Origin of the sequence: Pseudomonas sp. (assembly GCF_036404235.1) — a bacterium.
Lineage (GTDB): Bacteria > Pseudomonadota > Gammaproteobacteria > Pseudomonadales > Pseudomonadaceae > Aquipseudomonas.
The window spans coordinates 17,543-29,143 of record NZ_DASWOT010000033.1 but is presented as its reverse complement, the minus strand read 5'-3'; the positions used below and the strand labels follow the sequence as shown (position 1 = coordinate 29,143).

Here is an 11,601-nt window from a genome sequence, read left to right as displayed (position 1 = left end):
CAGGCAGTCAGGTGGTTGATGGTGTCAGTTACGCGTGGCCAGTGGGCCTGACGCGCTCGGCGCTGGCTCGGTCGGGCTTGGCTTTGCCCGGTTTGACTCGGACCAGGCTCAACTCGACCACGGTGTCGTGCAGGACCAGCTTGGGTTTGGCCGGCTCAATGCGGATGCCGTCATGCAGCGCCACGGTACAGGCCAGCTTGACTTCGCCGTCGATGCGCATTGCGCAGAGCTTGCACAGGCCACGGCGACAGGAAAGCGCATAGCCAAGGTTCGGCTCCAATACCCGCTGTGCATATTGCAGCGCAGTGCTCACCGAGGCGCCTTCCCAGCGATCGATGCCCAAACCCAGACCGGCAGGCGGTGGCAGCTCAATGTCCAACTGCCGAAGTTCGCCGTCACGCAACAGCGTCAAGTGCATCAGCATGCAAAACTCCCAAGAGAACAATCGTTCACGGCTGCGCCAGGAATGGGAAAGCCACGGGCGTGGTGTGGCGTGCCAATGCCCCGGCGCTGAAACTGATCAGCGAGTGAGTCAGCACCCCGGCAGCGGCGGTTTTGTGGTCATGACGCTGATGGGCACCAATGGAATATTCCCTGCCTGCCGCGCCAAGCAACGCCGCCTCGATGACGGTGAATGCCGCCTGACATTCCAACGCATCACTCCAGTCGCGGTTCCACATTAGGTCGCGGGTCCGACAGGCCAGCTCTGGCAGTACGTTATTTTTCAAGTCCGTCAAGGTCGCCAGCCCCTCCCCTAACGCCTGTGCCGTGCGTACGGGCCCCAATGACTTTTCGGCCAGTTGCGAGAGGCTTTTCTTGAGTTCGAACGGCGCAATGCCATGCGAGCGTTCGAATGGCGCGGCGGTGACCGCCAGGGCCGCTTCATGGTTATCGGCCAATTGATCACGGGCTCGCCGTTCGAGCGCATCGCGCGCCGCAGCCTGACCGGCGACACGCCCCTGCACCAACACCTGAGCGCCTGCATTGCCAGACAATCGATTGGCACCGTGCATGGCCCCGGTGACTTCGCCGCAAGCGAACAGACCGGACACGCCAGTGGATGCGCCAGCGTCAACGCGCACACCGCCAAGGGAAAAATGCGCCGCAGGTGCCACCTCAATGGCGTAGCCCTGTTTGATGCGCTCGACTAACGGCGTCATGTCAAAGCCCTCCCATTGCCATTGGGCGCTGATGGAACGCGACGTTGCCGGAAAGTTATCGATGATGTCGTTAGGCAAATGTTTCCAGGACAGATAAACACCGCCATTGGGACTGCCTCGGCCTTCATAGACTTCGGTGGCGCAGGCAGCGGAGACCATGTCGCGCGTCGCCAACTCCATTCTCGTCGGGTCCCAACGGGCCATGAAGCGCTCGCCAAAGCGGTTCATCAACCAGGCGTGAATGCCGCTTTGTGGGCCCAAAATCCACGGAAACTGCAACCCGCGCCAAATCGCCGGAGCCGCCAGGCAACAGGGCAAGAACTGCATCATTTCCATGTCGATCAAGGTCGCGCCCGCCTCCACCGCCATGCGCAGGCCCTCCCCCGACAGCTCTTCGGGCGCAGTACGCAAGCTCCAGTTGGAGGTGGCGCCGCCCGTGGCGATCACCGTACTGTGCCCGTAAATGCTGTCCACGGTGCCGGTTCGGCGGTCGAGCCCCAGCACACCGATTACCGCGCCATCACGACGCAGCAACTGGGTTGATTGGAAGTCTTCCCGAAAACTGACCCCAGCCTGCACGGCGATGCGGGTCAATGCCCGTTGCATGTCGACGCCGCTGATATGCACGCCGCGCCCGCTGCTGTGGCCAGGCGCGCGTTTGTTGACCGTGAACTTGATGCCCCAGTCGACCAGACGCTGCAACTCTGCGCCGATGCCGGTGACCATGCTGTCGACCAGTCGCTGATCGTTGAGCCATGAGCCCGCTGCAATGGTGTCGTGCAGGAAGCGTTCTTCAGTGTCGCTGGCGTCGGCTTCAAGGCCCATTGCCCTTAAACTTTGGCCAGCAATCGAGACCCCGCCGCCAGAGGTAATGGTCGCGCCGCTGCGACCGACCAGCCCCTTGTTGACCACCAACACCGAGGCACCCGCCTGACGCGCATGAAACGCGGCGACCAGACCCGCCGCGCCCCCACCCAGGACGATGACATCCCAAACCGTCGACTGATCAGACATGTAGCCAGTGCTCGATGGAGAAATCGCTGTCGATAAACCCTTCGCTGAGCAAGAAATGCTTGAACGCGTTAATCGCCTCCAGGCCCGGCGCATCGATTGAGGTGGTGAATTTCAGGTGCAGGTCCGGTCCGAACGCCGCCTGCACTGACTCTTCGGAAACACCGATTTCCTGGGCAACGAAACGTCGAGTCAGATCAGGGTTTTGTGCCGCCCAGTGACCGGCTTCATCAACACTGGCCAGCAGCGATTGCACCAGGTCCGGCCGCTCACGCGCCAACGTGCCGTCCACCGTTAACAAGCGCGGTGTGCCGTTATTGATGCGAATGGCTGCGTCGCTGTGGCTGCCCGTTTCACTGAGGATCACCGCTGCGAATTGATGAGCGACACTCAGGCCCTCCGCACCTTTGACGAAGAACGCATCGATCTCACCTTTGATCAGTTGGGTAAATTCCGCCGCATATGGCAATCGACGTTTTAGCTCGGCCGGATAGCCCGGCGTGGTGCCGCCCAACTGCGGGGTCTGGGTCAGCACATCGACAAAACGCACCTGTGTACGCGCAATGCCCGCCACTTCAAGGGTCGACAACAGCCCTTTGAGCGCCGTCGCACGCTGGAAATCAATAATGCCGGGAGGTTGGCGTGGAAGACCGAGCCGTTTGCCGACCAGTTCTGCGACGTTGCGCACACCCGATGACGGCAAGGTGATGACGGCCTGGAATTCGTCTATCCAGGTGATGCCCACCAGCCGCGTGTCACGGCCATTTGCCCTGGCATGGATCGGCGGGATATTGCCCCCCTGACGAAACGACCAGGGTTGCGAATGATCGAAATGGCTGGCCCGGACTTTCTCATCCGTCGAACTTTGCAGCGATTGTATGCGCACCGATTGTTGCGCCAGTGCCGATTCCAGAAAGCCCAACTTGACGGCAAGTCCAAGCGGTGTCGGCGTAGGGCAGCGGGTATACCAGAGACTTAGATCCGTCATGTTTTTCGCCATTAAATAGCCGTTGAATACCCATTGAATAAAAAGCGGGTGCAGCAAAAGATGACAGCGAGCCCACAACGAGCCGGGCACACTGAAACAGTCAAAACGTTATTAATGGCGGACGTGGTCGCACGACATTGAACTGAATAGAAACTGGAAATATTGTCTATAAAGCGCCCCGTACGAGGTTTGGCGAGTGTAATGGAAAGTCATTTTGCTTACATAGATCGTTACGTTCTGAGTTTATGACCGAGCGCTAATTGACAGCGCAATATGTATTGCGCAGCCTGTTCGCCGCGCGCAATACCGCACCGCACTTTCTGCCGCACTCCAATAACGCTCATTTGCTGGATATAACACCTTTATGTCTGCCCTTTCGCTGTGGCTGAACAACTTTACCCCGCTGCACTCTGCACCCACCCGTACTTATCTCTCAGGCCAGGCAGTCTCCATGATTGGTATCTGGCTACAGCAAACTGCCATGGCATTGCTGGTTTATCAGTTATCTGGCGGTCAGGCGTTTGCCCTGGGCGTCAGCGCGCTGTGCTCCAGCGCGCCGCTTCTGCTGTTGAGCATGTTTACCGGAGGTCTGGCTGACCGTTACGACCGCCGCAAGTTATTGATCGGCTGCCATCTGGTGGAGATCGTCCTGACCTTCGCCATCGCGGCGATGATCCAGGGCGAGCAGGTGCAACTGCTGCATATCTATGTCTTCGCCTTCCTGATGGGCTGCGTCAACTCGGTGTATTTCCCTACCCAGCAAGCGTTTTTGTTTGATCTGGCCGGCATCGACAGCATCCGCAAGCTGATCAGCATCAACTCGATGATCCTCAACGTTTGCCGCACGCTGGGGCCGACGCTGGCGGGTTATCTGGTGGCGCAAGTAGGCATGTCTGCGGCCTTCTGGGCCAACGGCTTGTCGTACGTGATAGTGATCATTTCGCTGTTGTCGTTGCACGCAATCGAGCAGAGTCGTGCGCACGCCCATGAACAGGCCTCGCTGCGCGACGCCATCACTCATATTCGCAACACCTTGCCTTTGCGCAATATCTACATCTGCTGCGCCGTCCTGACGATGTTCGGTCTGGGAACCCTGGCGTTGCTGCCTGCTGTCGCCCTCGGCGACCCACAACGTACCGGCTTGCTGTTGGCGGCAGCGGCTGGCGGATCACTGGTGTATGCGTTCTTTCTGTCGCCGGTGATCAGCCACATCAAACGCATGGGCCTGACGCTGTCATTGACCCTGATCTGGATGGGCGCCTGGCTTGTGGTCAGCGCGCTAAGCGACCGGCTTTATTTGCAACTGATTGCGCTGTTTATGTTCGGGCTGGCCACCTCCCAAGCCATGGTGACCTGTACCAGCATGGTGCAAATTCTCTCGCCGCCCGCGATGCGTGGGCGTTTGATGGGGTTGTTCAGTATCATTGGTTTCGGGCTGCAGCCCTTGGCTACGCTGGTTGGCGGCTACATGGCCGACCAATTGGGAGTGGCCACCACCATTGCCTCGTGGGGTCTGGTGGCAGTCACAATTGCCAGCCTGCTTTTGGCACAACCGCAATGGCGCAGTTGGGATCTGGCAAAAAGCTGAGCAGGTGCCGGCATTGATTGATGCAGGGATCAGTGCCGGCCCGGCCGTCAAACGCGGGATTTGCGTCCGGCGAATGGATGGCTTGGGTCGTTATAGCCTGGCGTCGAGGAGTGCCCGGTAATGACCAGGTCGTCGATGAACGCTTCATCTTCAGCGGTAAACGCGTAATTGAGGGCCGGGACGTAATCGTTCCATTGCTCTTCGGTGCGCGGCCCGGCGATGGCAGAGGTGATCAATCGGTTGTTGAGCACCCACGCCAAAGCGAACTGGCCCGGTGTGATACCACGCGCCTGGGCGTGATCCTTGACCCTCTGCGCCAGGTTCAGCGACTCGGGGCGCCATTCAGTCTGCTGCAAGCGCTTGTCGTTGCGACCGGCACGGGTGCCTTCGGACGGCGGCAAGGCTGGATCGTACTTGGCGGTGAGTACGCCACGGGCCAACGGGCTGTAGGACACGACGCCAATCCCGTAATACTCAGCGGCCGGCAGGTGTTCGTTTTCGATCTGCCGGTTGGCCAGGTTGTACAGCGGCTGGCTGGCGGCAGGACGCTCGATCCCCAGCAAATCAGCGGTACGACTGAACTCTGCCAGCTTCCAGCCACGATGGTTGGACAAGCCATAAGAGCGGATCTTGCCGGCACGAATAGCATCGGACAACGCACGCAAGGTTTCTTCGACGGGTGTGGTGTGGTCTTCGCGGTGGAGATAGAACAGGTCGATGTAATCGGTGTTCAAGCGTTTGAGGCTGGCGTCCACGGACTGGATGACGTTGTGCCGCGACGCACCGCGATCATTGGGGCCCAGCGCGCCGGGGTTGGGGTTGACAAACTTGGTCGACAAAATCCATTGCGAACGACGGTCAGCGATCAAGCGCCCGACCACTTCCTCGGACGCACCGCCGTTGTAACCGTTGGCCGTGTCGATGAAGTTGATGCCTTGCTCGTAGGCTTTGTCGACAATGCGCTTTGCCACGGCGTCGTCGGTCTGCCCGCCGAACATCATGGTGCCCAGGGTAATAGGCGAAACCTTGATACCGTTGCGGCCCAGATTTCGATACTCGATAGCGCTCATGTTTTCTCCCTCAATGGTTGTTCATCGTTTTTGGAAACAGCTCAGCTAAATTGCAAAACGCGACAGCAGCATGGCCACCGGCAATTCCTGCCAGGCCGAATCGGAATAAGGCACCGTTTCGTCGTCGGACACCGTGTAGCGCGGCACCGGCACCGAACCGATCAGCTTTTTGGTGTAAGCATGGCGGGCGTTCTTCCAGATAGAATCATGGGCGCCCTCCTCGACAATCTTGCCGTCATGCATCACCAGGACCCGATCGGCCATGTACTTGACCACCGACAGATCGTGGGAAATAAACAGATAGGACAGGCCGAACTCTTGCTTAAGGTCAGCCAGCAAATTAAGGATCTGTGCGCGCACCGACACATCAAGCGAAGACACGGCCTCGTCGAGAATCACCAGCGAAGGTCGCAGGATCAATGCCCGGGCCACGCCGATGCGCTGACGCTGACCACCGGAAAACTCATGGGGATATTTCCACACCGCCGATGGCGGCAGACCCACGCGGTGGATGATGTCGAAAATGTGCTGGCTGCGCGTCTGCGCATTCTTTTCACCGTGGTTCTTCAGCACCCCATCGAGGATGCGATACACACTGTGTTTAGGGTTGAGCGATCCGTAAGGGTCTTGAAACACCATTTGCACAAAGGGACGATGGGCACGCAGTTGCCGTTCACCGAGCACCGCGATATTGGTGCCATTGAGCAGAATTTCCCCGGAACTGGACCTGATCAGACCAAGAATGGTTTTGCTGAGCGTCGACTTGCCGCATCCGGACTCACCCACCAGCCCGAGGGTTTCGCCTGGCCTGATCTGGAACGACACATCATCGACCGCCGTCACCAGCCCCTGACTGGTCTTGTACTCGGTACTCAGGTGACGTACGTCAAGGATCGGCCGGTCGAGCACGCCGGTGTCGGCGTCGCGGGTGGTGAGGTAGCGCGGATGGCTGTGCAGCTCAAACTCAGTACTGCCGTTTGCGTGCTTGCGTACATTGATTTCAGGCAGCGAGGCGTTGGCATAATGCGAGCCGGTGTCGAGCCGCAGCGAGGCCCCGAGCAGACCTTTGGTGTAAGGGTGCTGTGGCGCGGTGAAGATCGCTTCGGTGGTGCCCGATTCAACGATCAGCCCGTCGTACATGACTGCCACGCGATCGGCCCATTGGCCGACAACGCCAAGATCGTGGGTAATGAGCAGCAAACCCATGGCGTACTCTTCGCTCAACTCCTTGAGCAACTGCAGGATGTGCGCCTGGACGGTGACGTCCAGCGCGGTGGTCGGCTCGTCCGCGATCAACAGCCGTGGGTTGCAGGCGACGGCAATGGCGATCATCACGCGTTGCCGTTGGCCACCAGACAGGTTGTGCGGAAAATCATCCAGGCGCGCCGCCGCGTTCGGAATGTGGACTTTGTTCAGCAAGTTGAGGGCCTCGGCTCGGGCCTCCTTGCGCGACAGCCCTCGATGTCGGCGCAGCACCTCGCCAATCTGTTCGCCCACACTGAGCACCGGATTGAGCGAGGTCATCGGGTCCTGAAAAATCATGGAAATGTCGTTGCCACGCAGGCCGCGCATCAGTGGGTCGCTAATGCGCGACAGGTCCAGCCCATCGAAGTCCACCTTGCCGGTGATCCCGGCCTGTGCGCCCAGCAAGCGCATGATGGCCATGGCCGTGGTCGATTTTCCGCAACCGGACTCGCCCACCAGCGCCAGTGTTTCGCCCCTGGCGACGGAAAAACTGACACCCTTGACCGCCTGATAGTCGCCATAGCTGACCCGCAGATCTGCAACGCTCAGCAACGGCTGGCTGTGGTCGTCGATATTGGCTACAGCGTTCATGCTGTTCTCCCGCGCAGTCTTGGATTCAAGGCACTGATCAAGGCGTCACCCACCAGGTTCAGGCTAAACACCGTGATCACCAGCGTCAGGCCGGGGATCGCGGTCAGGTACAGCGCGCTGCGCAACATGTCGCGGCCGGTGCCGATCATGCTGCCCCAGCTGACGTTGTTCGGATCGCCCACACCCAGGAAGGACAGCGAGGATTCGGTGAGTATCGCCGAGGCGACGATCACCGAGGCGGTGATGATGATCGGTGGCAAGGCGTTGGGCAGGACTTCGCGAAAGATGATCCAGCGCGTGCTGTAGCCAACACTGCGTGCGGCCAGGACGAAATCGGCGCTGAGCAAGGCGCGAAACTCAGCCCTGACCAAGCGGGCAACGGTGTCCCAGGATGTCAGGCCGATCACCACCGCAATAATGGTCACGGTCGATTGGGTGATGGACACGATCACCACGACCAACAAAAACGAAGGCGTCGTTTGGAAAATCTCGATCAGCCAGGTCAGCGCCCGATCAATGCGACCGCCAAAATACCCCGCTACCGCGCCAACCACGGTGCCGATCAGCACGCTGACCAGCGCGGCTGTCACGCCGACCAACAACGACACGCGTGCGCCGTGGGCCAGGCCCGCAGCCAGATCGCGCCCAAGGGCGTCGGTGCCCAGCGGGAATTGCCAATCTTCGCCCGGCGTCAACAGCGGTTGCGCAACCATGTCCAGCGGATCGCCGGGATAGAGAACGCCAGCCGCCAACGCCACCAACACGATCAATAGCAATACGCTGCCGCCCGCCACCGCACCGGGCGAATGCAGTAACGCCCGGGTAATGGGCCAGCCCCTGCTGGGCGACCGTTCATCCCGTGGCAGGCCATCGTCCTCAACGACCAAAGATTTGTCACCCGAGGCGAAACGTCCGAGCAATGCAGCGCTCAGTTGTCGGCGCCAGGAGCTGTCTGGCAGCGCTGCGGGCCTCGGATGCCGGCTAACGGGGGGCGAAAGAGGATGGGGAGTCTGGGTGCTCATTGCTCAGAGCCCCTTCAATCGAGCAGCGATTCGCGGGTCGAGCCTGGCATGCAGCCAATCCACCAGAATGTTGGCCACGATCACAATGAACGACGACATCAGCAGGATGCCCAGCAACACCTTGTATTCGCGGGCCTGGACGGCTTCCAGAGTCAGACGCCCGATGCCCGGCCAGCCAAATACGGTTTCCGCCACCGCCGCTCCACCCAGCAAACCACCCAGATGCGCCCCGGCTACTGTTGTCAGCGGCAACAACGCATTGCGCAGCACATGCCGCCAGGTAATGCGCCACGGTGACAAGCCCTTGGCCTGAGCGGTGCGTACGTAATCCTGGGTCAGCACTTCAAGCACCGAGGCGCGGGTCAAGCGTGCATAGATGGCGACGAAGAAACTGGCCAGGGTCAACGCCGGAAGAATCGCGTACTGCAACTTGTCGACGAACTTATCAACCCCCGTCAGGCCCGCGCCGATGGTGCCGTCGCCACCGCTGGGCAGCCACTCAAGCTTGACCGCAAACAGCACAATTGCCATCAAGCCGATCCAAAAGCCCGGGGTCGAATACAACACGAACGCTATCGAGGACAACACGCGATCCGGCCATTTGCCCTTCCACAGCGCCATTACCACGCCCAAACTGACGCCCACCACCAGCGAAATCACCAGCGCCAGGCCCATCAGCAGCAACGTGTTAGGCAGGCGTTGGGTAATGACGTCGAGCACCGGGATGCCGTAGCGCGGTGAGTCGCCAAGGCTTAGGTGGGCAAGTTGATTGATGTACTCGCCAAACTGCGCCAGCGATGACTTGTCCAGCCCATATTGCTGGCGCAGCAACGCGGTGGTTTCTGCGGTGGCCGAGCCTGCTTCGGCCACCAACGCGTCGACTGCGTCGCCCGGGACCATCTGCAACAGAATGAAGTTAAGAATAATCACCCCAACGGCGGTTGGAACGGCCCGCAACAGAGGGCCACGCAGTCCTGAATGCAAGCGTTGGGTAATACGCTGATAAATAGTGCTGACCGGCATCGAGTTCTCTGCAAACAATCGGATTGAGCGGGGACTGTTTCAACGGCGAACACTAATACAGCAATTATGAAAAACGAACACCGACAAAAAAGTTCTAAACTTATTATCAATCAAGGCATTAAAACTGTACTTAACGTTATAAGTCCGCACTTGAATAACGCGGAAAGTTTCAGCTAGGCTCGCGACTCTGTTCTGATGCCCAACAGAACTTCGATTCACCCCCCACTTTAATAAACGCCGCCTGGTTCTAACCATAGAACCAAATTCCAGCGCGCTCTCTTATTACTTGTTTTGCCAAAGGTGCAGCATGTCGTTAACCAGAAGGACGTTTATCAAGGATTCCATGATTCTGGCGGCGGGTGCCGGATTACTGAGTCATGCATCGGGGATATTCGCCACAGTCGATGGCAAGCAAACACTGGTGGTTTCGCAATTTCCCGAACCGACCGTGCTGACCAACGCGCTGACCACCGACGGCACTATTTACACCGTGACCAGCAAAGTGTTCGACGGCCTGCTGTCCTATGACGCTCAACGCCAGCCGGTGCCGCGCCTTGCCACTGACTGGCAGGTCAGCGCCGACGGCCTGGTCTACACGTTCAACCTGCGCCAAGGCGTCACCTGGCACGATGGTCAGCCGTTCGGCGCCGAAGACGTCGCGTTTTCCCTGCAAAATATCTGGCGAAAATTCAACTCCCGGGGCATCACCACCTTCGCCCCGGTCAGCAAGGTCGAAACACCGACACCCTTGCAGGTGGTACTGACGCTGTCGTCCCCTGCGCCCTACCTGCTGAGCGCGCTGTCGTCGACCGACGCTCAAGTCCTGCCCAAGCACCTGTACGACAGCGGCAATCCGTTGAGCAATCCGCACAACATCAAACCCATCGGCACTGGCCCGTTCAAGTTCGAACGCTGGGACCGTGGCGTGTCGATCAATCTGGTGAAGAACGAGCACTATTGGGACGCGGGTAAACCGCATCTGGATGCGTTGATTTTCCGTATCATTCCTGATCTGACGGCAGCGTCGGCAGCCTTGGAAACCCAGGCGGTGCAGTTGGCCTCGGTGGCGCTGAGCAACGTCCAGCGCTTGCGCGGCATACCGCAACTGCAAGTGACTGAAATCAGCGCGCCCTACTCCCCCGGGCTGGTGGGTTTTGAGTTCAACCTGGAAAAACCGCTGTTTCAAGACGTGCGAGTACGTCAGGCATTTGCCCACGCCATCGACCGCGACTTCATCGTCAAGAACATCTACTTCGGTTACGCAAAACCGGCCTTCAGTGCAATCCCTGCGAGCATGAGCGACTTTTACGACGACAGCGTCCCGCGATATCCCTTCGACCTGACCAAAGCAGAAACCCTGCTTGAAGAAGCCGGCTTGAAAAAAGGCGCCGACGGTATACGCCTGACGCTGTTCAACGACCCCAATCCGGCCAACGAAACGCTGCAAATCGCCCACTACCTGCGCAGCAACCTGGCGAAGATCGGCGTCAAGCTGGTGATTCGCTCCCAGGATTTCCCCGAATACGTCAATCGTGTCTATACCCGCCGCGACTTCGACACCACGCTGATCAGCGCCACCGCAGGGCCGGACCCTGTGATGGGTACGCAACGGTTTTATCACTCATCGAACTTCAAACCCGGCATCGCCTTTTCCAACGGCGCACGTTACGCCAACCCACGAGCGGATGAACTGCTTGACCTGGGCCAGGGTGAACTCGACCCGGTCAAGCGCAAGGCCTGGTACGCGGAGTTCCAGCAGATTGTGCTGACTGACCTGCCGAAGATCCCCATCGTTTCCCCCACTGTGGTGGTGGTCACGCAAAAACAGCTCAAGGACTTTTTCAACTCATCAGAGGCGCTGTACGGCAATTTCGCTGATGCGAGTTACCAGGCCTGAGCGGCT

General features: G+C 59.3%; 9 protein-coding genes. 2 read left to right on the top strand and 7 right to left on the bottom strand.

Translation table 11 applies throughout. From position 1 onward, the window contains the following. Nucleotides 1-28: 28 nt before the first annotated feature. The 3 genes from VGC62_RS04360 to VGC62_RS04350 are packed head-to-tail and all read right to left on the bottom strand — an operon-like array spanning nt 29 to nt 3,159. Entirely contained in the window at nt 29-424 is a 396-nt protein-coding gene (locus VGC62_RS04360; RefSeq protein ID WP_331185840.1) for a 2Fe-2S iron-sulfur cluster-binding protein, read from the bottom strand. Nucleotides 425-449: 25 nt separating this feature from the next. Next, nucleotides 450-2,174 carry an FAD-dependent oxidoreductase gene (locus tag VGC62_RS04355; protein ID WP_331185839.1) on the bottom strand — a complete coding sequence of 575 codons (1,725 nt, stop codon included), beginning with the start codon at nt 2,172-2,174 and terminating at the stop codon, nt 450-452. After that, entirely contained in the window at nt 2,167-3,159 is a 993-nt protein-coding gene (locus VGC62_RS04350) for an ABC transporter substrate-binding protein (protein WP_331185838.1), read from the bottom strand. Before VGC62_RS04350 ends, VGC62_RS04355 begins: the two co-directional genes overlap by 8 nt. Nucleotides 3,160-3,523: 364 nt before the next feature. On the opposite strand from VGC62_RS04350, the gene VGC62_RS04345 reads away from it, so the two are divergent. Further along, nucleotides 3,524-4,747, top strand: coding sequence for an MFS transporter (locus VGC62_RS04345; protein ID WP_331185837.1), 1,224 nt, complete (start codon nt 3,524-3,526; stop codon nt 4,745-4,747). 47 nt (nt 4,748-4,794) lie between these two features. Here VGC62_RS04345 and VGC62_RS04340 read toward each other — a convergent pair whose 3' ends face one another. Genes VGC62_RS04340 through VGC62_RS04325 form a run of 4 tightly spaced genes read right to left on the bottom strand, consistent with a single transcriptional unit; the run spans nt 4,795 to nt 9,698 of the window. Further along, nucleotides 4,795-5,817 carry an aldo/keto reductase gene (locus VGC62_RS04340; protein WP_331185836.1) on the bottom strand — a complete coding sequence of 341 codons (1,023 nt, stop codon included), beginning with the start codon at nt 5,815-5,817 and terminating at the stop codon, nt 4,795-4,797. 45 nt (nt 5,818-5,862) lie between these two features. After that, nucleotides 5,863-7,653 carry an ABC transporter ATP-binding protein gene (locus tag VGC62_RS04335; protein WP_331185835.1) on the bottom strand — a complete coding sequence of 597 codons (1,791 nt, stop codon included), beginning with the start codon at nt 7,651-7,653 and terminating at the stop codon, nt 5,863-5,865. Further along, nucleotides 7,650-8,675 (bottom strand): ABC transporter permease, encoded by a 1,026-nt coding sequence (locus VGC62_RS04330; RefSeq protein WP_331185834.1) that lies wholly within the window; start codon nt 8,673-8,675, stop codon nt 7,650-7,652. The genes VGC62_RS04335 and VGC62_RS04330 overlap by 4 nt, the downstream gene beginning before the upstream one ends. A 3-nt stretch (nt 8,676-8,678) precedes the next feature. After that, on the bottom strand, nt 8,679-9,698 hold the full coding sequence (locus tag VGC62_RS04325) for an ABC transporter permease (RefSeq protein ID WP_331185833.1): 1,020 nt from the start codon (nt 9,696-9,698) through the stop codon (nt 8,679-8,681). A 307-nt stretch (nt 9,699-10,005) separates the two neighbouring features. On the opposite strand from VGC62_RS04325, the gene VGC62_RS04320 reads away from it, so the two are divergent. After that, nucleotides 10,006-11,595 (top strand): ABC transporter substrate-binding protein, encoded by a 1,590-nt coding sequence (locus VGC62_RS04320; protein ID WP_331185832.1) that lies wholly within the window; start codon nt 10,006-10,008, stop codon nt 11,593-11,595. Nucleotides 11,596-11,601: the final 6 nt, after the last annotated feature.

Coding starts and splice junctions, on each gene's coding strand:
- VGC62_RS04360 (WP_331185840.1), bottom strand. CDS start 424: ATGCTGATGCACTTGACGCTGTTGCGTGACGGCGAACTTCGGCAGTTG.
- VGC62_RS04355 (WP_331185839.1), bottom strand. CDS start 2,174: ATGTCTGATCAGTCGACGGTTTGGGATGTCATCGTCCTGGGTGGGGGC.
- VGC62_RS04350 (WP_331185838.1), bottom strand. CDS start 3,159: ATGACGGATCTAAGTCTCTGGTATACCCGCTGCCCTACGCCGACACCG.
- VGC62_RS04345 (WP_331185837.1), top strand. CDS start 3,524: ATGTCTGCCCTTTCGCTGTGGCTGAACAACTTTACCCCGCTGCACTCT.
- VGC62_RS04340 (WP_331185836.1), bottom strand. CDS start 5,817: ATGAGCGCTATCGAGTATCGAAATCTGGGCCGCAACGGTATCAAGGTT.
- VGC62_RS04335 (WP_331185835.1), bottom strand. CDS start 7,653: ATGAACGCTGTAGCCAATATCGACGACCACAGCCAGCCGTTGCTGAGC.
- VGC62_RS04330 (WP_331185834.1), bottom strand. CDS start 8,675: ATGAGCACCCAGACTCCCCATCCTCTTTCGCCCCCCGTTAGCCGGCAT.
- VGC62_RS04325 (WP_331185833.1), bottom strand. CDS start 9,698: ATGCCGGTCAGCACTATTTATCAGCGTATTACCCAACGCTTGCATTCA.
- VGC62_RS04320 (WP_331185832.1), top strand. CDS start 10,006: ATGTCGTTAACCAGAAGGACGTTTATCAAGGATTCCATGATTCTGGCG.